Below are 21,064 nucleotides of genomic sequence, written 5' to 3'. Positions count from 1 at the left end.
CTTTCACTCCGCGAATCGGCACGGCTGCTCATAAGGTGGCGGCGACACCAGCCTCCGGTCGCCTGCGAAGGAGAACACGTGGAACAGGCTTTCTGGGTTCAACGGCCGGGTGAAGGCGTGCTCCGCCCGGTGGCCCTGCCGACGCCGGGAGCGGGCGAAGTCCTCGTCCGGACGCTCTGTTCCGGCGTCAGCCGCGGCACCGAAACCCTCGTCTTCCGCGGCGGGGTCCCGGCGAGCCAGCACGACGTCATGCGCGCGCCGTTCCAGGAGGGCGAGTTCCCCGGCCCGGTCAAGTACGGCTACCTCAACGTCGGCGTCGTCGAGGCGGGCCCGGCCGAGCTCACGGGCAAGACCGTCTTCTGCCTCTACCCGCACCAGACCGCGTACGTCGTCCCGGCGAGCGCCGTGACACTCGTGCCGGACGCCGTCCCGCCCGGCCGCGCGATCCTCGCCGGCACCGTCGAGACCGCGGTCAACGCCGTCTGGGACGCGAAGCCGAAGCTCGGCGACCGGATCGCCGTCATCGGCGCCGGGATGGTCGGCTGCAGTGTCGCGAAGCTGCTCCAGGGCTTCCCGGCCACTCGCGTGCAGCTGATCGACGTCGACCCCGCACGCGAGGAGATCGCCCGGGCACTCGGCGTGGACTTCTCGACGCCCGCAGACGCACGCGGCGACTGCGACCTGGTCGTGCACGCCAGCGCGTCGGAGGCCGGACTGGCCAAGGCGCTGGAGCTGCTCGCCCCGGAAGGGGAGGTGGTCGAAATGTCCTGGTACGGCGACCGCCGGGTGAGCGTGCCGCTCGGGGAGAACTTCCACTCGCGGCGGCTGACCATCCGCAGCAGCCAGGTCGGGACGGTCGCCCGTCCCGACCGCGACTACGCCCAGCGGCTCGGCCTCGCCCTCGAGCTGCTGGCCGATCCGGCGTTCGAAGCACTGGTCAGTGAAGAGTGCATGTTTGAAGATCTTCCAACCGTGTTACCCCGGTTGGCCGCGAATGAACTTTCCGCCCTGTGCCTCCGTGTCATGTATCAGCCGCAGTGACCACGTCCACCCGAACGCATCGGAGGTCTTGGTGTTCAGCATCACCGTCCGTGACCACATGATGGTCGCCCACAGCTTCCGCGGGGAAGTCTTCGGTCCCGCGCAACGCCTGCACGGCGCGACCTTCGTGGTGGATGCGACCTTCCGCCGCGCCGAGCTCGACGAGGACAACATCGTCGTCGACATCGGCAAGGCCACGGAAGAGCTCGGGGCGGTGCTGAGCGACCTGAACTACCGCAACCTCGACGACGAGCCGGTGTTCAAGGGCATCAACACCTCCACCGAGTTCCTCGCGAAGGTCATCGCCGACCGCCTCGCCGACGCCGTCCACGCCGGACGCCTCGGCGAAGGCGCGCGCGGCCTCGAAGGCATCGCCGTCTCCCTGAAGGAGTCGCACGTCGCCTGGGCAAGTTACGAGCGTGCGCTGTGAACGCGCTGTACGTGGTCCTCCCGGGGGACGTCGACGACGGGTCCGTCCCGAGTGGCGGCAACACCTACGACCGGCGGCTGTGCGACCGGCTCGTCGAGGCCGGCTTCGACGTCCACGAGATCGCCGTCTCCGGCTCCTGGCCGCGGCCGGACACCGAGGCCCGCGCGGTCCTCGGCCACCTGCTGTCCGCGCTGCCCACCGGGGCCGCGGTCCTGCTGGACGGCCTGGTCGCCTGCGGTGTGCCCGAGGTGATCGTCCCGCAGGCGCGCCGGCTCTCGCTGTCGGTGCTGGTGCACCTGCCGCTGGCCGACGAGACCGGCCTGCCGCCCGCGCTCGCCGCCGAGCTCGACGCCCTCGAGCGCGACACGCTGCAGGCCGCGAGCTCGGTCATCGCGACCAGCGAGTGGGCCGCGCGCCGGCTGGTCGAGCACCACGGCCTCGCCCCGCACCGCGTGCACGCCGTGCCGCCGGGCGTCGACGCCGCCCCCCTCGCCGTCGGCACGGACGGCATGTCCCGGCTGGTCTGCGTCGCGAACGTGACCCCGCGCAAGGGCCAGGGTGTGCTCGCCCAGGCTCTCGAAACCGTCGCCGACCTGCGCTGGACCTGCGAGTGCGTCGGCGGGATCCGCCGGGAGACGAAGTACGTCGAGCGGCTGCGCGAGCACCGGCTCGGCGCCCGCTTCACCCTCACCGGCCCCCGCACGGGCGCGGCGCTGGCCGCGACCTACCACACCGCCGACCTGCTCGTGCTGCCTTCGCGCGCCGAGACCTTCGGCATGGTCGTCACCGAGGCCCTCGCCCGCGGCGTGCCGGTGCTGACCACCGACGTCGACGCCCTGCCCGACACCGTCGGCGTCGCGCCGGACGGCTCGGTGCCCGGGATGCTCGTGCCCGGCGACGACGTCGAGGCGCTCGGCGCCGCCCTGCGCCGCTGGCTCACCGAGCCCGACCTGCGGGCGCGGCTGCGCGCTTCGGCGAGGCTGCGCCGCGAGACCCTCACCGGCTGGGACGACACCGCCCGCCGGATCGCCGACGTCCTGCAGCGGCAGGAGGCGGCGGCATGAGTGAGCTCGCGAGCGAATCAGTCAGCACTGCCGGCTTCGCCCCCGAGTGGCTGTACCTGCGGGAACCGGCCGACGCCGCGGCTCGCGCGGGTCAGCTCCTCGAGCCCCTGCGCGAGTTTCTGCCCGCGGACTTCACCGTCCGCGACCTCGGCTGCGGCACCGGCTCGCTCGGCCGCTGGCTGGCCGCGCGGCTGCCCGGCACGCAGCACTGGATCCTCCACGACCGCGACACGGCGCTGCTCGACCACGCCCGCGCCGCCCTGCCGGGTGTGACCCTGGACGGCAGCCCCGTCGACGTCGTCGCCGAGCAGTGCGACGTGACCGCGCTGCGGGCCGCCGACCTCGCCGGGACGTCGCTGGTCACCGCGTCCGCCCTGCTCGACCTGCTGACCAGGGACGAGGTCACGGCCCTGGCCAGGGCGGTCGTCGAGGCCGGCTGCGCGGCGCTGCTGATGCTCTCGGTGACCGGCCGGGTGGAGCTTTCGCCCGCCGACCCGCTGGACCCCGCGATCGCCGCCGCGTTCAACGCCCACCAGCGCCGGATCACCGGCGGCCGCCGGCTGCTCGGCCCGAACGCGGTGGACGTCGCCGCGACGGCGTTCGGCCGGCTCGGCGCCACGGTGCTGCGCGCGGACAGCGCCTGGCGGCTGGGCCCGGACCAGGCGGAACTGCAGCGGCAGTGGCTCGAAGGCTGGGTCGGTGCCGCCGTCGAGCAGCTGCCGGAGCTGCGGCCGGTCGCCGACGTCTACCTCCAGCGCCGGCTGGAGATGGCCGAGGCCGGCGAGCTGCGCGCGGTCATCGGCCACGGCGACCTGCTGGTCCTGCCGCCGAGCCGGGAGGTGGCGGCGTGAAGCGCGCGCTGGCCTGGCTGCGGATCCTCGGCGCCTTCGCCATCCTCGGCGTCCTCGTCTGGCAGCTCGGCAGCGCCGCGTTCCTCGACGGGCTCGGCCGGATCAGCACGCCCGGCGTGCTCGCCGCGCTGGTCATCGGCTTCGCGACGACGCTGTTCAGCGCGGGCCGCTGGCAGATCGTCGCCACCCGGCTCGGCCTGCGGCTTTCACTGCGCACCGCGGTCGCCGACTACTACCGCGCGCTGTTCCTCAACGGCGTGCTGCCCGCGGGCGTCCTCGGCGACGTCCACCGCGCGGTGCAGCACGGCCGCGACTCGGGTGACGTGCCGCGCGGCGTGCGCGCCGTCGTGCTCGAGCGCACCGCGGGCCAGCTCGTGCTGATCGCGTCCGCGGTGGGAGTCGTGCTCTTCGCCCCGGACGTCGTGCCCGGCGCGTTCCGCGAGGTCGTGACGGTCACCGGGGTGGTCGTCGTGCTCGCCGCCGTCGCCGCGGTCGTCGCCGGCCGGCTTTTCGGCGGACGCTGGATCCACAGCGAGTCGAAGGTCCGCCGCGGCTTCGCCGTCACCCTCGCCGACCTGCGGCTCGGCCTGTTCACCCGCGAGACCTGGCCCGGCGTGGGCTTCCTGTCGGCCGCGACGCTGGCCGGGCACCTGGCGCTGTTCGTCGTCGCCGCCCGCGTCGCCGGGGTCGAAGCGCCGGTGTGGCAGCTCGTGCCCCTGATGGTCCTCGCGCTGCTCGCGATGGGCCTCCCGCTCAACGTCGGCGGCTTCGGCCCGCGCGAGGGCGTCTGCGCCCTGCTCTTCGGCGCGGCCGGTCTGGGAGCCGCCCAAGGTGTCACCGTCGCCGTCGTCTACGGGGTGCTCACGCTGGTCGCGAGCCTGCCCGGCGCCGGCGTCCTGCTCGTCCGGAGCGTCGCCGGGTTCCGCGTGACCCGCGCTCCGCACACCGGTGTCGTGCCCGCTCCGCGCACGGTGGCCGTCGCCGGGATCGAAACGGAAGTGGGGTTGCAAACATGACCGCAAGCGAAATCGTCGGGGACCTGCCGCACCGGGCCGTGGTCGAGCGGGTCGTCGAGACCCGGCTGCCGACCCGGCACGGGACGTTCCGCGCGGTCGGCTACCTGGATCGCACCGGCACCGAGCAGGTCGCGCTGGTGTACGGCGAGATCTCGCCGCTCGGCGCGCTGACCCGGGTGCACAGCGAGTGCCTGACCGGCGACGTCTTCGGCTCGACGCACTGCGAATGCGGCGACCAGCTGGCGGCGGCGCTGGACCGGATCGTCGAGGAGGGCTCGGGCGTGCTGGTGTACGTCCAGGGCCACGAGGGCCGCGGCATCGGCCTGCTCGCGAAGCTCGAGGCGATGCGGCTGCAGCAGGACGAGGGCCTCGACACGGTCGACGCGAACGTGGCGCAGGGCCTCCCGGTCGACGCCCGCGACTACCACGCGGCGGCGGGCATCCTGACCGACCTCGGCATCCGCTCGGTGCGGCTGCTGTCGAACAACCCGCAGAAGGTCGAGCAGCTCACCCGCTACGGAATCCGGATCAGCGAGCAGGTGCCGCTGCTGGTTCCGCCGAACCCGGAGAACCTGCGGTACCTGCGGACGAAGGCCGAGCGGATGGCCCACCTGCTCCCGCACCTGGACCAGGTCTTCTCAGGCGCCTAACACCTCGAGCACGCCGGCGAAGCGCTGGACCAGCGTGTCGAGCAGGACGTGCCCCTTCGCCGCGGTCGCCAGCGACGGGCGGCCGACCACCCCCGACTCGGTGTACGCCCGCAGGCCCAGCGTCAGCAGGTGCTCCCGGTCGGTGACGTGGTCGGCGTCCTCGTGGCCGGGCCGTACCAGGTGCGGGTGCGCGTGCAGCAGGATCGACGTCTCCAGCTCGCCGGCGTGCATGTCGTCGTCCAGCGACGTCCGCAGGCTGGCCGCGGTGTGCGCGGCCTGCCAGTCCGCGACGCCGGGGAACAGCGCCATCGCCCCGCCGGCCTCCTGGACCACATTGGACAGTACGTAGTTGCCGCCGTGCCCGTTGACCAGCACGAGCCTGCCGACCCCGGAGGCCTTCAGCGACGCGGCGACGTCGGTGACGACGGCGTGCAGCGTGCGGGCCGAAATGCTCACCGTGCCGGCCCACCCCGCGTGTTCGTGCGAGCACGAGATCGTGACCGGCGGCAGGTGGAGCACGGGGTACGCCTCGGCGACGGCCTTCGCGAGCGTCGCCGCGATGACCGTGTCGGTCGCCAGGGGGAGGTGCGCGCCGTGCTGCTCGAAGCTGCCGACCGGCAGCACCGCGACCGACGCCCCGCGGGCCTGCTCCTCGACGGTGGTCGCGAGCGGGAAGAGGTCGGTCATGAGCACGTCCCTTCACTTAGGTTGGAGTCATGAGCGAGCATGCCGCACTACTCGACGTCGCGCGCGAAGCCGTGGCGAAGGCGACCGCGATCGTCCGGTCGCGCCCGAGCTTTTCCGTTTCCGCGAAGGGTGATCGCGACCTGGTGACCGACGTCGACACGGCGGTCGAGGACGCGCTGCGGGAGTTCCTCACCGCGGAGACGCCGGAGATCGGCGTTCTCGGCGAGGAGCGCGGCCGCACCGGCGACGGCGGCGGCCGCTGGTGGGCGCTCGACCCGATCGACGGCACCGCGAACTTCGCGCGCGGAATTCCGCTCTGCGGGATTTCCCTGGCCCTGGTGGACGGCGAACACAGCACGGTCGCCGCGATCGCCCTGCCCTACTTGGGCGTCACCTACACCGCCGCGCGCGGCGAAGGTGCTTTCGCGAACGGAGAGCGCGTCGGCGCGTCCGTCGCGACGGAAGTTTCGGACGCCATGATCGCCGTCGGCGACTTCGCGATCGGCCGGCTGGCGGAAGAGAAGAACGCGGCCCGCTTGCGGCTGCTGTCGGACCTCGGCGCGCGGGCGCAGAAGATCCGGATGCTCGGCACCGCGGCCATCGACCTCGCCTGGGTGGCGGACGGAAAGCTCGACGCCGCACTGATCCTGTCCAACAACCCGTGGGACACCATGGCCGGCGTGCTGCTCGTGCGTGAGGCAGGCGGGGCCGTCGTGGACCGCGACGGCAGCGAGCACACGGTCGGTTCGTCGTCGACGATCGCGGTCGCCGCGGGGCTGCGCAAGGAGATCGTGGACGCACTTGATCGGGCGTACGGGGTTGTTCGTTAGGATTTGCGGGTACACGGTGGGCAGCGCCACAGCGCTCGATTGCGCTGTCCGTCCAAGGTTTTCGGCTACGTTGGTACCGGCCGGCGGACGATCCTGGCATGCTGGCCGGATCTCGTCGGCACTTTGAGAATGGTGGATGCTCGTGGAAAGTCGCCGGATCCGCGATCGGTACCGGCTGCTGGAGCCGATCGGCGGCGGCGCGATGGGCACGGTGTGGCGCGCCCAGGACGAAATGCTCGACCGCACCGTGGCGATCAAGGAACTCCTGCTCCCGCACGACCACGACGAGACCCGCACCGAAGAGGCGAAGAACCGCGCGATGCGCGAGGCGCGGATCGCCGCCCGGCTCCAGCATTCCCACGCGATCACCGTCTTCGCCGTCCTCGAAGAGGAGGACCGGCCGTGGTTGATCATGGAATACCTGCCGTCCAAGAGTTTCGCCGTCGTCGTCGGCGAGGAGCCGGCTTCGGTGGACGACGCCGTCCGCGTCGGCGCGCAGATCAGTTCGGCGCTGGCCGGCGCGCACCGCGCCGGGATCGTGCACCGCGACGTGAAGCCGGCCAACATCCTGGTGTCCGAGGACGGCACGGCGAAGATCACCGACTTCGGCATCTCCCGCGCGATCGGTGACGTCAAGCTGACGGCTACCGGCGAGATCGCCGGCACGCCCGCGTACCTCGCGCCCGAAGTGGCCCGCGGCGAGGACGCGAGCTTCGCCGCCGACGTCTTCTCGCTCGGCGCCACGCTCTACGCCTCGGTCGAGGGGAAGTCGCCGTACGGCACGGCGGACAACCCGATCGCGTTGCTCTACAAGGCGTCCAGCGGGGAGATCGAGCCGCCGGAGAAGACGGGCAGGCTGACCCCGCTGCTGCTGCGGATGCTCGCGACCGAGCCGGCCGAGCGGCCGTCGATGGACGAGGTCGAGCGCGAGCTGCGGGCGCTGCTGCCGGACGCGCAGCCCGGGGAGTCGGTGCTCGCGGAGACGATCCCGGAGACGGAGGCCGCCCCGGTGTCCGCGGTGGCGACCGTGCCCGCCACGGTCGCCGTACCGCCGTCCGGCGAGGTCGCCGCGGTGACACCGGGCGCCCGCAAGGGCCTGATCGCCGTCGGGGCGGGCGCGGCGCTGCTGTGCGTCGCGGTCGTCGTCGCGATCCTGCTGGTCGTGCGCCAGAAGCCGCCGGCGGACAACGCCGCCCCGCCGGCCGCGCCGGAGACGTCGTCGCCGGCGTCCGTGACACCGTCGACGTCGGCGTCACCTTCGGCGCCGCCCAGCTCGACTCCCGCGACGACGCCGCCGCCCACCTCGACGCCGGTCTCGCCGGTGTCGTCGACGACGACGGCCGCCCAGGCGCTCGAGGCCTACTACAAGCTGCTGCCCGGGAACCCGGCGGCGGCGTGGAAGCTGCTGACGGACAACTTCAAGGCCTCGCGGCACCAGACGTACGAGCGGTACACGAGCTGGTGGGGGCAGTTCAAGTCGGTGGAGGTGACCAACGTGAAGGAAGCCGGGCCGAACCGCGTCACCGCGCGGGTCCTCTACAACGGCGGCCAGGCCGAGAACGACACCTTCACCATGGTCCAGGTGAACGGGACTTGGATGATCGACGCGCAGAGCTGAACCGTTCAGCTCTCGGCCGCGTGTGACGGGTGAGCCGTCCCGCCGTCGATCCACGCTGGAGGTTGCGCGATGAGGCCTGCCGACCCGATGGTGTTCATCCTCCCGGCCGCGCCGCCGTCGAGCGACACGTACGACAAGCGCATGTGCCAGAACCTGCCCGCCGTCGGCCAGCCGGTGCTGGAGCTGCCGATCGCCGGCGACTGGCCGGAGCCGGACGCGACGGCCCGCCGTCGCCTGGCCCGGTCCCTGGCCGCGTTGCCGGACCGGACGGTCGTGCTGCTCGACGGCGTGATCGCCTCGGGCGTGCCCGAGATCGTCGTGCCGCACGCGCGCCGGCTGCGGCTGGCCGTGCTGGTGCACCAGGCCCTCGCCGACGAGCCCGGTCTGGACCCGGCGCACGCGGCGGAGCTGGACGCGTGCGAGCGCGAGACGCTGCGGATGGCCGGGATGGTCGTCGCGACCAGCCCGTGGCTGGCCCGGTTGCTGATCGACCGCCACGACCTCGACCCGGGCCGCGTCTACGTGGCCAAGCCCGGCACCGACGCGGCCCCGCTCGCCGCGGGCGCCGACGGCGTTTCCCGGCTGCTGTGCGTCGGTGACGTCACCCGCCGCAACGGCCAGGACCTGCTGGTCCAGGCTCTGGGCGAGGTCGACCACCTGGCGCTGTCCTGCGTCATGGCCGGCTCGCTCGAGGCGGACCGGGGGTACGTCGACGAGCTGGGCTGGTCGATCGAGCGCCTCGGCCTCGGCGGCCGCATCACCCTGGCCGGCGACGCGGTGGACCTCGGCGAGGCGTACAACGCGGCGGACCTGCTGGTGATCCCGGCCCGCGCGGCGACGTCGGGCATGTTCGTCGCACAGGCACTGGCCCGCGGCATCCCGGTACTGGCCACCGAGGTCGGCGGGGTGTACGACGCGCTGGGCGTCGACGCGGACGGCGAGATGCCGGGGGTACTGGTGGAGCCGAACGACCCGTACGCACTGGCGGACGCGCTGCACCGCTGGTACGCGGACCCGGAGCTGAGACGCTCACTCCGAACGGCGGCCTTGGGCCGGGGGAGTGCGCTGGAGGAGTGGGACGTCGCCGCGCGGCGGTTGACGGAGGCGCTGTCGAGGCTGGCGTCCGAGCCGCGCATCGTCGCCTGACGCTTGCCGCGGGTCCTAGCCTGACCCGATGGCGTCACCCCTCGATTCCGAACGCGGGTTCCTCGAAGTCGCCGGGCGGGACCCGGACCGCCCGTTGCGCGACCAGCTCCTGGGGTTCCGCGACCTGGTCTCGGCCGACATGGACTGGGCCGACAGCCGCAAACGCCGCTTCCGCCGGCGCGCGTCCGTCGTGCGGGTGAGCGCGCTGCTGCTCACCGCGGCCTCGACCGTGGTGCTCGGCATCCAGGAGATCCCGGGCCGGGCGTCGATCGCGCTGCCGATGGTCGCGCTGGTGACCGTGCTCGGCGGGCTCGAAACCTTCTTCAACTGGCGGTCGCGCTGGGTGCTGATGGAGGAGACCCGCTACAACCTCAACCGGATCCGCGACGAGATGGACTACTACCTCGTCGGCACGCCGACCGCCGAGCTCAGCCGCGACCGCCTGCAGGAGTTCTTCGACCGCCACCAGGTGACGTGGGCCGACGCCAGCCGCCAGTGGGTCGAGTTCCGCCGGCTGGACCGGCCACCGCAGTCGCCCGAGATCCGGGCCTGACCGATTCCTTTCCTCCTCCGCGCCGGTCGGCAAGAGTGTGACCGTGGATTTCGAGCCCTACCGGCGGGAACTGCTGGCCACTGCTACCGCATGCTCGGCACGCCGGAGGAGGCCGAGGACGTCGTGCAGGAGACCTACCTGCGCGCCTTCCGGGCCTACGACCGCTTCGAGGGCCGGGCGTCCGTGCGGTCGTGGCTCTACCGGATCGCGACGAACGCCTGCCTGACCGCGCTGGAGCAGCGGGGACGGCGGCCGCTGCCGTCCGGGCTGGGTGCGCCCGCCACCGATCCGGACGCCCCGCCGGTCCCGGCCGAGCCCGGTGACCGGTGGCCGCGGCCGATCCCGGACGCCCTGATCACGCCGCCGTCCACAGATCCGGCGGAGATCGCCGTGGCCCGCGACAGCGTCCGGCTGGCTCTCATCGCCGGGCTGCAGTTGCTCCCGCCGAGGCAGCGGGCGGTGCTGATCCTGCGCGAGGTGCTGGCGTTCCCGGCGGCCGAGGTCGCGGAGCTGCTCGGCATCTCGGTCGCGGCGGTGAAGAGCCTGCTCCAACGGGCCCGCGCGACCCTCGACGCGGGTGGTGAGGTCGGCGAGCTGACCGAGCCGGAGCAGCGGTCCCTGCTGAACCGCTACATGAGCGCGTTCATGAACTCGGACCTGGCGGCACTGGAGCAGATCCTGCGCGACGACGCGGTGATCGAGCCGGTGCCGTCCCGCTCGTGGTTCGCCGGAAAGGCGACTTGCGTCGCATTCTTGCGACACGTAATGGGCGACCCGGGCGAGTGGCACATGACGCCGACGCGAGCAAACGGCCAGCCCGCGGCGGCGGCCTGGTACCGCGGCGAGCCGTTCGGCGTCGCGGTCCTGACCCTCGGCAAGGGCGGCATCGCGCGGATCACGGTGTTCGGCTTCCCCGACCTGGTGGAGCGGTTCGCCGGGACGGACCCGGCGAACCGGACCATCACGCCAGGGTGAGCGCGTAGATCTCGACCCGCGGGTCGTTCGGCAGGCTCACCGACTGCAGTGTCTTGCCGGAGTCCAACGCCGCCGAGATGCCGAACAGCCGGACCGGCGGCCCGTCGACGCCGCTGCCCGCCTTGATGCGGTGCGGCATGTCGAGCAGCACCGGCGATCCCGACCCGGCCCAGTCGGCGAACGTCACCGCGAGGTCCGCGCTCGTGCCGTCGGTGTAGTGCGCCGTCAGCGTCGTCGACACCGGGCCGTTGTGCGACGACCCGACCAGCTTCAACGCCGCGTGCTGCCCCGCCGGCAGCAGCAACGACTGCCCGCGGGCCTCCACGAAGTTCGGCGAAGTCCCCGAAGCGTCCGGAGCCGCGTACGTGACGCCGTCCCACACGACCGGGCCGGCCGCGGGCAGGAGCGCGGCGTCGTAGCTCCAGCCGCCGCCGTCGAAGTTGCCCTCCGAAGACGCCGCCACCGTCGCCGTGCCGTCGTGGTTGAGGTCGCGGCCCAGGTCCACCGCGCACGACGTGCCCGCAACGCACGCCGACGGCGTCCGGACCTCGACCGTCGCCGACCGGGTCACGCTGTTCGCGCCCAGCCCGGACACCTTCACCTGCACCGGGTACGTGCCCAAAGCGGTCCCGGCCGGCACCGAAACCGTGATCGGCACCGTCTTCTGCACCGGCAGCCGCCCCGACCAGATCAGGTCGGCCGGCTGGACCTTGACCTGCCAGCCCGCCGGCGCGGTCGCGGAGACCGTCACCGGCTGCAGGCCCGGGTTCTGCGCGAGGACGTCCAGGTCGAGGTGCACCTGCTGCGCCGCGCCCGCCGGGATCACCACGGACGTCTGCCGCAGCGACGCGTCGACGTGCCGCCGCAGGTCACCGGCGGCGTTGTTCACCGACGGCGGCTCCGAGCCCGTGCCCCACGAAGACGGCTTCGAACCCAGCTTGTGCGAAAGCACGCCGCCGTGCGCCACGGCGGACCAATCCAGCGAGGTCTCCCGGACGTTCCGGCCGTTGAGCGAAACGCTCTGGACGTACCGGTTCGCGTCGGAAGCGCCCGGCGCGTTCACGGTCAGCGTGCCGCCCTGCGACCGGCCGTACTGTCCGATCCGGACGGTCGCCGACTCGAACTGCGGGCTCGACAGCGCGAGGAAGTTCGCGCCGCTCATCGTCGGGTACAGCCCGAGCGACGAGAAGACGTACCAGGCCGACATCGTGCCGAGGTCGTCGTTGCCGGTCATGCCGTCCGGGCCGGTGGTGAACAGCGTCATCGCCGCGCGGACGACGGTCGCGGTCTTGGCCGGCGCGCCCGCCCACAGGTACATGTACGGCGCGAGCAGGTCGGGCTCGTTGTTCGGGTTGTAGGTCGCCTTGCCGTAGTAGTCGTACGGGCTGGAGATCCAGTCGTTGCGTGCCGTCCCGGCGGGATCCTTCAACAGGTTGTCGTAGGCGAAGAAGGAGTCGAGCCGCTTCTCGGTGGACTTCTTGCCGCCCATCAGCGAGACCAGCCCGCTCGGGTCCTGCGGCACGAGCCACTGGTATTGGTAGGCACCGCCCTCGTGGAACTGGTGGTCGGCGTCGACCGGGTTGTACGGCGTGAGGAACGTGCCTTCGGTCGTGCGCGGGCGGAACTGCTGGATCGACGTGTCCCACAGGTTGCGGTACCACTGCCCGCGGTCGGCGAACATCTTCGCGTCGGCGTTGTGCCCCAAGCCGCGGGCCATCAGCGCCAGCGCCGCGTCGGCCGCCGAGTACTCCATGGTCGCGGACGCCGGGTGCTCGCAGTCGTTGTCGCCGCCCTTGGCCGCGCAGTCCTTGCCCAGTTCCAGGCCGCTCGGGATGTAGCCGCGGTCGTTGTAGTAGTTGACGCCGGAGCGGCCGTTGTACGGCGAATCGGCGGGCGGCGTGCTCGTCGCGTTCTTCTTGAGCAGCGCGTACGCCTCTTCTTCATGTCCCGCGAGCAGGCCCTTCGACCACGCCTCGACGAGGAACGGCGTCACCGGGTCGCCGGTCATGATGTTGGTTTCGCTCTCGGCCAGCGCCCAGCGCGGCAGCCACCCGCCGTCGCGGCCGATGGCGACGACCGACAGCGCGACGTCCCGCGCGACCTGCGGTTCCAGCATTTCGAGCAGCTGGTTCTGCGGCCGGTAGGTGTCCCACAGCGAGAAGTTCTGGTACGGCGTGTAGCCGCTCGCGGTGTGCACCTTGCCGTCGAAGCCGGTGTACGCGCCGTCGGTGTCGCCGGCCAGGTTCGGGTGCAGCTGCGCGTGGTAGAGCGCGGTGTAGAACGCCGTCTGCCGCTCGGTCGTGCCGCCGCCGATCTTGATCGCGCCCAGCTTGTCCACCCACTGCTGGTGCAGCGCCGCCCGCGTCGCATCGAAGTCGTAGTCCTTCGTTTCAGCCGCCAGGTTCTTCCGCGCGCCGTCGAGCCCGGTGTAGGACAGGCCCACCTTGAGCACGACGTCGTGGTCGGTGGTCGCGTCGAAGCTGGCCCACGCTCCGTTGCCGCCGGTGCCGGCGGCGTCGCGGCTGCCGGGGGTGCGCGTCGAGTCGCGCCAGGTGCCGAACGAGCTGAACGGCCGGTCGAAGGTCGCCGTGAAGTACACGGTGTGCTCGTCGTGGCCGGCGCAGAAGCCGCCGGCCTTGACCCGCCCTTCGAGGGTCCGGTCGCCGACGACGTGGATCTCGGAGTCCTTCACCGACTGGTTGGCCTGGCCGGTGTTGAACAGGACGTTCGCCTGCCCGGTCGAGGGGAACGTGTAGCGCTGCCAGCCGGTGCGCGCGGTCGCCGTCAGCTCCGCGTTCACGCCGTACTTCTTGAGCCCGACGCGGTAGTAGCCCGGCTCGGCGTGCTCGTCGTCGTGGCTGTACTCCGACCTGTAGGCGTTCTTGTCAACGTTGTCGACGGCGCCGGTTGTGGGCATGATCGGCAGCTCGCCCATGACGCCGCAGCCGACTCCGGACAAGTGCGTCTGGCTGAAGCCGTAGATCGCGTTCTGCAGGTAGTCGTAGCCGCCCTGACCACCGGTGTCCGGGCTGACCTGCACCATGCCGAAGGGCGCGCTCGCGCCGGGGAACGTGTTGCCGAAGTTCTGCGTGCCGACGAACGGGTTGACCAGGCCGACCGGATCCACCGGCGCGGGCGCGGCCTGCGCGGCGGCGGGCGCCAGCCCGGCGACCACCACTCCCGCGGCCACCGCGGCGGCCATCCGTCTGCTCTGCGACCACATGGGCGCACCTCCCAGAAGATGACAACGTTGTCAGAAGCGGACCTTTGGCCAGGTCCGTGGTTCGGACAGCAGCTTTCCACCTCGATGGGCGTTTGAGAAGACCTCAGCCGACGGCTTCGCGCAGTAACCGGGCGGCGGCCTCGACAGCGTTGTCAGCCAGGTTGCCGTAGCCGAGCACCAGCGCGGGCTCGCCGGGCGCGACGCGGTAGTCGTCGAGATCGGCCACTTTCACGCCCTTCGCCCGCGCTTCCCGCACGACGGCCGCCGCGTCCCGATCTAGGTGCAGGACGAGGTGCAACCCGGCAGCGACCCCCGACAGCCGGGCGGGGCCGAGGGCGTCGACGAGCCGGTCGCGCCGCGCCCGGTACCGCAGCCGCGCGGCCCGCAGGTGCCTGTCGTAGCCACCGCTTTCGACGAAGGCGGCGAGCGCCAGCTGGTCCAGCACCGGCGGCGCGTGCCCCGGCGAAGTCCACTGTGGAGGGACGACCGCCCAGCCGAGCCCGAGCGCCGGGCTGAGCGTCTTGCTGACCGACCCGAAGAGCGCGACCCGCCCCGGATCGGTGCCCTGCAAGGTGCCGACGGGCCGCCGGTCGTACCGGAACTCGGCGTCGTAGTCGTCTTCGAGGACCAGCCCGTCGACGTCCCGCGCCCAGGTCATCAGCTCCGCGCGCCGCCGCGGCGAGAGGACGGTGCCGGTGGGGAACTGGTGCGCGGGCGTGACGAGCACGGCCCGCGTCCCGCTCGGAATCCGCCCGACGTCGAGGCCTTCGCCGTCGACCGGCACCGGGTCGATGCCCATCCCGGTGTTTGCGGCCGCACGTCGCAACCGCGTCCAGCCGGGGTCTTCGACCGCCAGCCGCGTTATTCCGTTCGCCCGCAGGGCCCGGCAGACCCGGGTCACGCCGTCGGTGACACCGCCGCAGATCAGCACCTCACCGGGAGCGGCGCCGCGGACGCGTCGCAGGTAGCCGGCGAGGGTCGCGCGCAACCGCGGGTGACCGGCCGGATCGGGCAGGCCGAAGTCGGTGTGCGGCACGGTCGTGAGCACCCCGCGCACGGCGTCCGCCCACCGCTGCCGGGGGAAGTGCCGCAGGTCGGGCAGCCCGGGGGCGAGGTCGTACCGCGGCCGCTCGATCGGCGCCGGTTGCTTCGCCGCGACGGCGTCCCCGACCCGCCGGACCCGGGTGGCCGAGCCGGTGCGCCCGTCGAGGTACCCCTCGGCGACGAGCTGGGCGTAGGCCTGCGTGACGACCCACCGCGAGCACCCGAGGTCGGCGGCGAGCTGACGGCTCGGCGGCACGGCGGCGCCGTCTTCGAGCCCGCGAATCGCCGTGCGCAGGGCGCGCGCGAGCTGCTCGTGTTTCGGCCCCGGCCCGCTCAGCTCCAGCAGGACACCCCAATTGGTCTGTGATCCGGCCACGGGATTGGACCGTAGTACCGGACCGATTCTCTTCTAGGTTCGTAGTCATGAAGAAGGTGCAACTGGGCCGGACCGGCCAGTACGTGAGCCAGGTGTCGCTGGGCTGCATGACGATGGGGACGTCGACCGACGAACCGATGTCGGCCCGCATCCTGGACGCCTACCTCGACGCCGGTGGCGACTTCCTGGACACGGCGAACTGCTACGCGTGGTGGGCGGGCGAGCAGTTCGCCGGCGGCGAGAGCGAGTCGCTCCTGGGCAAGCTGCTGCGCGGCCGCCGCGACCGGGTCTTCCTGGCGACGAAGGTCGCGGCGGGCATCACGGACCTCCCCGCGGCCCGCGCGGCGTCCCGCCCGGACGGCACGACGGACTGGGCGGCGCGGGAGCGCACGTACGAGGGCGCGAGCGCGGCGGTGATCCAGCGCGAGGCGGAGGCAAGCCTGCGGCGCTTGGGAACGGACCACATCGACCTGTACTACGTCCACGTCGACGACCGAACCACGCCGCTCGAAGAAACACTGTCCGCTTTGGACGGTCTGGTGCGGTCGGGGAAGGTCCGGTACATCGGCTGGAGCAACGTCCGCACGTGGCGCCTGGAACGCATCCGCTCCCTGGCACTGGCGAACGGCTGGGCGCCCCCGGTGGCCGTTCAGATGCAGCACTCGTACCTGCGTCCGACCGGCGCCGACGTGCCGTCCATCGCCGGCGGCGAGCTGCTGGACTGGCTGTCGCTGCACCCGGACGTCTCGCTGGCCGCGTATTCCTCGCTGCTGCGCGGGATCTACGACGACGCGGCCTACCGCGAATCCACGCGGATCTGGCGTTCGTACGCCGGTCCGGACTCGGAAGCGCGGCTGGCCGCGGTGGCGAAGGTGGCTTCGGACCTGGGCGCGTCCGGCAACCAAGTGGCGCTGGCGTGGCTGGTCCACAAGGGAGTGATCCCGCTGATCGGTCCGCGCACCTGGGAGCACTATGAGTCGATCGCCCCGGCGTTCACCCTCGAACTGCCCGAAGCACATCTGTCCATCTTGGACAATGCCCTGATCAGTCCAGCAGGCGCTGTTCCTTGGCGACGGCGACGGCTCCCGCGCGAGTGTCCACTTCGAGCTTCGCATAGATCCGGCTCAGGTGGGTCTTGACCGTCGCTTCGCTGATGAACAGCGCGCGGGCGATCTCCTTGTTGCCCAGTCCCTGGGCGAGCTGGCGGAGGATGTCGAGTTCGCGGCCGGTGAGCGACGGCCGCGGCGCGCGCAGCTGGGCCATCATGCGGTCGGCGACCGGCGGTGACACCGCCGTGCGCCCGGCCGCGGCCGCCTCGATCGCCGCGTACAGCTCGGTCGCGGACCCGGCCTTCAGGAGGTAGCCGGTCGCTCCGGCGGCGATCGCGCGGCTGATGTCCGCGTCGGTGTCGTAGGTCGTCAGCACTAGGATCCGGGGCGCGCCGGCGGCGCTCCGGATCCGCCGCGTCGCTTCGATCCCGTCGATGCCGTCGCCGAGCTGGATGTCCATCAGCACGACGTCCGGGCGCAGGGCGGCGGCGGTCGCGACGGCTTCCTCCCCGCTCGCGGACTCCCCGACGACCTCGATGCCGTCGGCGCCCGCCAGCAGCGCGCGCAGCCCGGCACGCACCACGGCGTGGTCGTCGCACACCACAACGCTGATGGTCACGGGGTCTCCAAGGGGATCGCGGCCGAGATGACCGTGCCCTGGCCGGGCGCGGATTCGACGGTCAGCCTGCCACCGAGCTGCTGGGCCCGGACGCGCATAGCCGGGAGGCCGTGCCCGCGTTGGCCGCCGGGCGCCGGCTCCGCGAACCCGCGTCCGTCGTCGGCGACGTCGAGCACCACCTGGTCGTCGAGGTAGGTGAGGGTCAGCACGACGCTGCTCGCGTCCGCGTGCTCGCGCGCGTTGGCCAGCGCGCCCTGCGCGATGCGCACCAAAGTGGACTGGACGCGCTCGGGCAGCGGCGGCTCGACGCCGTCGATGCGGACTTCGACCGGCACCCCGGCCCGGCCGGCGACGGCGCGCAAGGCCGCTTCGAGCGTGGCGCCGGCGAGGTCGGCGGGTGCCAGGTCCTGCACGAGCCGCCGGGCTTCGGAGAGGTTGGCCGCGCCGACGCGCTCGGCGGCGCGCAGGTGTTCGCGGGCCAGCTCGGGCCGGTCCCACGCCTGGTCGGCGGCCTGCAGCAGCATCGCCTGGCTGGAGAGGCCCTGCGCGAGCGCGTCGTGCAGTTCCCGGGACACCCGGCCGCGCTCGGCCAGCACGCCGGCGCGTCTCTCCGACTCGCGCAGCCGCTCGGCCTGGCGTCGCATGTAGGTGATCACCGCGGCGGTGACGACGGCGATCGCGATCGGCACGATGGTGGGGTTGGGGTCGAAGCCGTCGGCGAGCCGGTTCTGCGAGACGACCACCAGCGCCGTGATCACGGCCACCAGCGCGAGCGCCTGCCCGGTCGGCAGCGTGCGCAGGCCGGTGACCAGCAGCGGGATCGCCGACCACGCGAAGCTGGGCGCGAGCACCACCAGCACGACCCAGAGCGCCAGTACCACGGTCAGCCAGGCGAGGTGCCGGTCGACGAACAGGCCGGCGCCGTACGCGACGACCAGCGCCGCGGTGAACCCGAGCACCCACGGCGCCAGCGGATTCCCGTCGTGGCGCGTGAGGAACCGGACGGCCGAACCGAGCACCAGCAGGAAGAACGCCGAGTGCATGGCCGCGGCGAGCCACCGCGCGTCGGCGTCGTTCATGCCGTCCATGCTGGCTCCTTCCTCGTCCGGCACCAGCGTCGACCCGGCCCGGAGGCCGCGCATCAGCCGATCGGATGACCCCGGTGTCCGCCGGGACGACGACCGGAACCACCCGGTCCCGGGCCGAAGCTGGAGTCATCGAACCCCTCGTCGACAGGAGCACACCATGAACTCGACCCGCATCCGCATCGCCGCCGCCGTCGCCGGGCTCGGCGCGGTCGGCGCTGTTTCGTTCGCCGCCGTCCCGGCCACCGCGGCCCCGGCCCCGGCCGCCGCTCCCAAGGGCGTCGTCCAGACGTCGCACCTGTCGATCGCCGCCGCTTCGAAGGCCGCGCAGGCCGCTTTGGACGCCGCCGGCAAGGCGGGCCGGCACGTGTCGGTCGCCGTGGTGGACCGCGACGGCAACACCATCGTGACGCTGCGCGGCGACGGCGCCGGCCCGCAGTCCTACAGCTCGGCGCAGGAGAAGGCGTTCACCGCGGTGTCCTGGAACGCGAAGACGTCCGAGCTGGTCGGCCGCCTGCAGCAGGCCCCGACGCTGAAGGACATCGACGGCACCCTGTTCCTGGCCGGCGCCGTCCCGGTCGCGGCCGGTGGCACCCCGATCGCCGCGGTGGGCGTCGCGGGCGCGCCGTCCGGGGCGCAGGACGAGGCGTTCGCCCAGGCCGGTGTGGACGCGCTCGGCAAGTAACGTGGCTCCGGTGTTGATCAGTGATGTCCGCCCCTGGGGCGGCGAGCGCAGTGACGTCGAGCTGAGCGGCGACCGGATCGCGGCGGTCCGGCCGCACTCACCTGGGGCGCCGGCCACTTTGGACGGTCGTGGCCGGTTGCTGTTCCCGGCGTTCAGCGACGTCCACGTGCACCTGGACTCGACGCGGATCGGCCTGCCGTTCCGGCCGCACACCGGTGGTCCGGGCGTGGTGGCGATGATGACGAACGACCGGGAGAACTGGCGCTCGGCCGAGGTGCCGCTGCCCGAGCGGGTCGCGGGGACGCTCGAGCGGATGATCGCGCACGGCACGACGCGGGTCCGCAGCTACGCCCAGGTCGACGTGGACTGCCGGCTGGAGAAGCTCGACGCGGTCCTGGCCGCCCGGGAGAAGTTCGCCGCGCAGGCCGAGGTGCAGGTGATGGCGTTCGCGCAGGCCGGCATCCTGCGGGAACCGGGCACGCTGGAGCTGCTGGACGCGGCGATGCGCGCCGGCGCGACGGTGATCGGCGGCATCGACCCGTGCACGCTGGACCGCGACCCCAAGGGGCACCTGGACGCGGTGTTCGGCCTGGCCGAGAAGCACCAGGCCGAAGTGGACATCCACCTGCACGAGCCGGGGCACCTCGGCCTGTTCTCGACGGACCTGGTCATCGAGCGCGTCCGGGCGCTGGACATGCGCGGCAAGGTGACGATGTCCCACGCGTACGACCTGGGCTCGATCTCGGAGTCGGTCAGCCGCCGGGTCATCGACGACTTCGCCGCGCTGGACATCGCGATGACGACGGTGGCGCCGTCCGCCGCCGGTCAGCTGTCCCTTTTGGACTTGGTCGCCGCCGGTGTCCGCGTCGGGCTCGGCGAGGACGGGCAGCGCGACTACTGGAGCCCGTACGGCAACTGCGACCTGCTGGACCGGACGTGGCAGCTGGCGTTCACCCGCGGCTTCCGCCGTGACGCGGACATCGAGCTGGCGCTCGCCGTGGCCACGATGGGCGGCGCGTCGATCATGAGCCACGACGTCCCCCGCCTGGCCGGCGTTTCCGATCGTCCCGGCCTGGCCGTGGGCGACCGAGCGGACCTGGTCCTGGTCGACGGCGAAACGCCGACGAGCGCGGTGATGGACCGCGGCAAGGACCGGACGGTCGTCCACAACGGAATCGTCGTGGCGGACGGGCTTTCGGTGCTCAAACCCTGACCGTGGCGGTGGCGAGCAGCGCGGCGACGCTCGGCTTGTGCTCGTCGCGCCGCCGCCACGTCATGGTGACGTCGGTGGTCCCGCCGGCCAGCGGAACGGCGACGGCGCCGGGGTGGTCGACCATGGCGGGCACGATCCCGCACCCCATCCCGGCGGCGACGCACCGGCCGAGGGCGGCGAGGCTGCCGACCTCGGTGTCGATGACGGGACCGTCGATCCGGTCGAGCATCTCCCGGAAACCGCAGCCCTTCGGCGTCGCGAGGAACCCGACGCCGTCGAGGTCGCCAGGCCGGATGTTGTCCTTGTGCGCCAACGGGTGTCCGGGCGGCACGATGACGACGAGCGGCGCCTCGCCGATCTTCCGGCTGGCGAAGGCGGGCTCGTCCGGCGCGTCGCCGAAGGTGAAGCAAACGTCCATTTCGGACTCCCGGACCCCGCGGTACAGTTCACCGCGGCCGCCCTCCTTCAGGGTCAGCTTGACGCGCGGCCAGCGCGTCCGGTAGTCGCTGAGGACGCCGGGAACCCAGTGCGCGCACAGGGTTTCGAGCGCGCCGATGGTCAGGGGACCGTCGGGCTCGCCGCGTTCGTCGTCCACGGCGGCCTTGGCTTCCTCGACGAGTTCGAGCACCTGGTCGGCGTACCCGGCCAGGCGTTTCCCGGCGGCGGTGAGCGTCCGGTCGGTCCGGTCGAAGAGCTTGGCGCCGAGTTCGGCTTCGAGGGCCTGGATCTGTTCGCTGACGCTGGACTGCGCGTAGTGCAGTTCGGCGGCGGCACGCGTGAGGTTGAGCGTCCGCGCGACGACGCGGAAGGTGCGCAGGTGGCGCAGTTCCATGAGGGCCCCCATCGGCGTTCCCGATACCCACCATCGTAACTCCCCGCTTCCGCCGGTGTCACGCAGCGTCCAGGCTT

General features: G+C 72.5%; 20 protein-coding genes. 14 read left to right on the top strand and 6 right to left on the bottom strand.

Going from position 1 to position 21,064, the window contains the following annotated elements; all coding sequences use genetic code 11:
* Positions 1-78: 78 nt before the first annotated feature.
* From AB0J40_RS13315 to ribA, 6 genes are read left to right on the top strand one after another with little or no spacing between them, the layout of a single operon-like run.
* Positions 79-1,041, top strand: a complete 963-nt coding sequence (locus AB0J40_RS13315) for a zinc-binding alcohol dehydrogenase (protein ID WP_364451768.1) — start codon at positions 79-81, stop codon at positions 1,039-1,041.
* 31 nt (positions 1,042-1,072) lie between these two features.
* Positions 1,073-1,471 (top strand): 6-carboxytetrahydropterin synthase, encoded by a 399-nt coding sequence (locus tag AB0J40_RS13310; protein WP_364451765.1) that lies wholly within the window; start codon positions 1,073-1,075, stop codon positions 1,469-1,471.
* Positions 1,468-2,535 (top strand): glycosyltransferase family 4 protein, encoded by a 1,068-nt coding sequence (locus AB0J40_RS13305; protein WP_364451762.1) that lies wholly within the window; start codon positions 1,468-1,470, stop codon positions 2,533-2,535. Before AB0J40_RS13310 ends, AB0J40_RS13305 begins: the two co-directional genes overlap by 4 nt.
* The gene (locus tag AB0J40_RS13300; protein WP_364451759.1) at positions 2,532-3,386 is read left to right on the top strand and encodes a class I SAM-dependent methyltransferase; all 855 of its coding nucleotides are present in this window, start codon (positions 2,532-2,534) and stop codon (positions 3,384-3,386) included. The genes AB0J40_RS13305 and AB0J40_RS13300 overlap by 4 nt, the downstream gene beginning before the upstream one ends.
* Positions 3,383-4,402 carry a lysylphosphatidylglycerol synthase transmembrane domain-containing protein gene (locus AB0J40_RS13295; RefSeq protein ID WP_364451756.1) on the top strand — a complete coding sequence of 340 codons (1,020 nt, stop codon included), beginning with the start codon at positions 3,383-3,385 and terminating at the stop codon, positions 4,400-4,402. The genes AB0J40_RS13300 and AB0J40_RS13295 overlap by 4 nt, the downstream gene beginning before the upstream one ends.
* Positions 4,399-5,052 carry a GTP cyclohydrolase II gene (gene ribA, locus AB0J40_RS13290; RefSeq protein WP_364451754.1) on the top strand — a complete coding sequence of 218 codons (654 nt, stop codon included), beginning with the start codon at positions 4,399-4,401 and terminating at the stop codon, positions 5,050-5,052. The genes AB0J40_RS13295 and ribA overlap by 4 nt, the downstream gene beginning before the upstream one ends.
* On the opposite strand, the gene AB0J40_RS13285 is transcribed toward ribA, so the two are convergent.
* Positions 5,041-5,739, bottom strand: a complete 699-nt coding sequence (locus AB0J40_RS13285) for a creatininase family protein (RefSeq protein WP_364451751.1) — start codon at positions 5,737-5,739, stop codon at positions 5,041-5,043. The two genes, ribA and AB0J40_RS13285, sit on opposite strands and share 12 nt — an antisense overlap.
* 29 nt (positions 5,740-5,768) lie before the next feature.
* On the opposite strand from AB0J40_RS13285, the gene AB0J40_RS13280 reads away from it, so the two are divergent.
* The 5 genes from AB0J40_RS13280 to AB0J40_RS13260 all read left to right on the top strand — a co-directional run bounded on the left by AB0J40_RS13280 (position 5,769) and on the right by AB0J40_RS13260 (position 10,861).
* On the top strand, positions 5,769-6,569 hold the full coding sequence (locus AB0J40_RS13280; protein ID WP_364451749.1) for an inositol monophosphatase family protein: 801 nt from the start codon (positions 5,769-5,771) through the stop codon (positions 6,567-6,569).
* 136 nt (positions 6,570-6,705) lie between these two features.
* A complete protein-coding gene (locus tag AB0J40_RS13275; RefSeq protein ID WP_364451746.1) occupies positions 6,706-8,187 on the top strand; it encodes a protein kinase in 1,482 nt (493 codons plus the stop codon).
* 87 nt (positions 8,188-8,274) lie between these two features.
* A complete protein-coding gene (locus tag AB0J40_RS13270; protein WP_364452554.1) occupies positions 8,275-9,333 on the top strand; it encodes a glycosyltransferase in 1,059 nt (352 codons plus the stop codon).
* Between the two features lie 28 nt (positions 9,334-9,361).
* Positions 9,362-9,886 carry a DUF4231 domain-containing protein gene (locus tag AB0J40_RS13265; RefSeq protein WP_364451743.1) on the top strand — a complete coding sequence of 175 codons (525 nt, stop codon included), beginning with the start codon at positions 9,362-9,364 and terminating at the stop codon, positions 9,884-9,886.
* A gap of 90 nt (positions 9,887-9,976) precedes the next feature.
* Positions 9,977-10,861, top strand: a complete 885-nt coding sequence (locus tag AB0J40_RS13260) for an RNA polymerase subunit sigma-70 (RefSeq protein ID WP_364451740.1) — start codon at positions 9,977-9,979, stop codon at positions 10,859-10,861.
* Here AB0J40_RS13260 and AB0J40_RS13255 read toward each other — a convergent pair.
* A complete protein-coding gene (locus AB0J40_RS13255) occupies positions 10,848-14,084 on the bottom strand; it encodes a GH92 family glycosyl hydrolase (protein WP_364451738.1) in 3,237 nt (1,078 codons plus the stop codon). The two genes, AB0J40_RS13260 and AB0J40_RS13255, sit on opposite strands and share 14 nt — an antisense overlap.
* A 103-nt stretch (positions 14,085-14,187) precedes the next feature.
* Entirely contained in the window at positions 14,188-15,504 is a 1,317-nt protein-coding gene (locus AB0J40_RS13250; RefSeq protein WP_364451735.1) for a PLP-dependent aminotransferase family protein, read from the bottom strand.
* A 47-nt stretch (positions 15,505-15,551) separates the two neighbouring features.
* Here AB0J40_RS13250 and AB0J40_RS13245 point away from each other — a divergent pair, with 47 nt between their 5' ends.
* Positions 15,552-16,643: an aldo/keto reductase gene (locus AB0J40_RS13245; RefSeq protein ID WP_364451732.1), complete on the top strand. Its 1,092-nt coding sequence runs from the start codon at positions 15,552-15,554 to the stop codon at positions 16,641-16,643.
* Here AB0J40_RS13245 and AB0J40_RS13240 read toward each other — a convergent pair.
* Both AB0J40_RS13240 and AB0J40_RS13235 read right to left on the bottom strand, forming a co-directional pair.
* Positions 16,549-17,172, bottom strand: coding sequence for a response regulator transcription factor (locus AB0J40_RS13240; RefSeq protein WP_364451730.1), 624 nt, complete (start codon positions 17,170-17,172; stop codon positions 16,549-16,551). The genes AB0J40_RS13245 and AB0J40_RS13240 overlap by 95 nt on opposite strands.
* Positions 17,169-18,314: a sensor histidine kinase gene (locus AB0J40_RS13235; protein WP_364451728.1), complete on the bottom strand. Its 1,146-nt coding sequence runs from the start codon at positions 18,312-18,314 to the stop codon at positions 17,169-17,171. The genes AB0J40_RS13240 and AB0J40_RS13235 overlap by 4 nt, the downstream gene beginning before the upstream one ends.
* A gap of 103 nt (positions 18,315-18,417) precedes the next feature.
* On the opposite strand from AB0J40_RS13235, the gene AB0J40_RS13230 reads away from it, so the two are divergent.
* Positions 18,418-18,942, top strand: coding sequence for a heme-binding protein (locus tag AB0J40_RS13230; protein ID WP_364451725.1), 525 nt, complete (start codon positions 18,418-18,420; stop codon positions 18,940-18,942).
* Positions 18,943-18,952: 10 nt separating this feature from the next.
* Positions 18,953-20,155, top strand: a complete 1,203-nt coding sequence (locus tag AB0J40_RS13225; protein WP_364451723.1) for an amidohydrolase family protein — start codon at positions 18,953-18,955, stop codon at positions 20,153-20,155.
* Here the strand turns inward: AB0J40_RS13225 and AB0J40_RS13220 are convergent.
* Entirely contained in the window at positions 20,145-20,987 is an 843-nt protein-coding gene (locus AB0J40_RS13220) for a LysR family transcriptional regulator (protein WP_364451720.1), read from the bottom strand. The two genes, AB0J40_RS13225 and AB0J40_RS13220, sit on opposite strands and share 11 nt — an antisense overlap.
* Positions 20,988-21,064: the final 77 nt, after the last annotated feature.

Origin of the sequence: Amycolatopsis sp. NPDC049691, from assembly GCF_040675005.1 — a bacterium.
In the GTDB taxonomy this organism is placed as follows: Bacteria; Actinomycetota; Actinomycetes; order Mycobacteriales; family Pseudonocardiaceae; genus Amycolatopsis.
This window is presented reverse-complemented; position numbering and strand designations above follow the sequence as displayed.

Bases quoted from the DNA above. Each gene is read 5' to 3' on its own strand.
- AB0J40_RS13265 (WP_364451743.1), top strand. From the start codon at position 9,362: ATGGCGTCACCCCTCGATTCCGAACGCGGGTTCCTCGAAGTCGCCGGG.
- AB0J40_RS13260 (WP_364451740.1), top strand. From the start codon at position 9,977: ATGCTCGGCACGCCGGAGGAGGCCGAGGACGTCGTGCAGGAGACCTAC.
- AB0J40_RS13230 (WP_364451725.1), top strand. From the start codon at position 18,418: ATGAACTCGACCCGCATCCGCATCGCCGCCGCCGTCGCCGGGCTCGGC.
- AB0J40_RS13285 (WP_364451751.1), bottom strand. From the start codon at position 5,739: ATGACCGACCTCTTCCCGCTCGCGACCACCGTCGAGGAGCAGGCCCGC.
- AB0J40_RS13275 (WP_364451746.1), top strand. From the start codon at position 6,706: ATGCTCGTGGAAAGTCGCCGGATCCGCGATCGGTACCGGCTGCTGGAG.
- ribA (WP_364451754.1), top strand. From the start codon at position 4,399: ATGACCGCAAGCGAAATCGTCGGGGACCTGCCGCACCGGGCCGTGGTC.
- AB0J40_RS13235 (WP_364451728.1), bottom strand. From the start codon at position 18,314: ATGCGCGGCCTCCGGGCCGGGTCGACGCTGGTGCCGGACGAGGAAGGA.
- AB0J40_RS13255 (WP_364451738.1), bottom strand. From the start codon at position 14,084: ATGTGGTCGCAGAGCAGACGGATGGCCGCCGCGGTGGCCGCGGGAGTG.
- AB0J40_RS13280 (WP_364451749.1), top strand. From the start codon at position 5,769: ATGAGCGAGCATGCCGCACTACTCGACGTCGCGCGCGAAGCCGTGGCG.
- AB0J40_RS13245 (WP_364451732.1), top strand. From the start codon at position 15,552: ATGAAGAAGGTGCAACTGGGCCGGACCGGCCAGTACGTGAGCCAGGTG.
- AB0J40_RS13220 (WP_364451720.1), bottom strand. From the start codon at position 20,987: ATGGAACTGCGCCACCTGCGCACCTTCCGCGTCGTCGCGCGGACGCTC.
- AB0J40_RS13300 (WP_364451759.1), top strand. From the start codon at position 2,532: ATGAGTGAGCTCGCGAGCGAATCAGTCAGCACTGCCGGCTTCGCCCCC.
- AB0J40_RS13270 (WP_364452554.1), top strand. From the start codon at position 8,275: ATGGTGTTCATCCTCCCGGCCGCGCCGCCGTCGAGCGACACGTACGAC.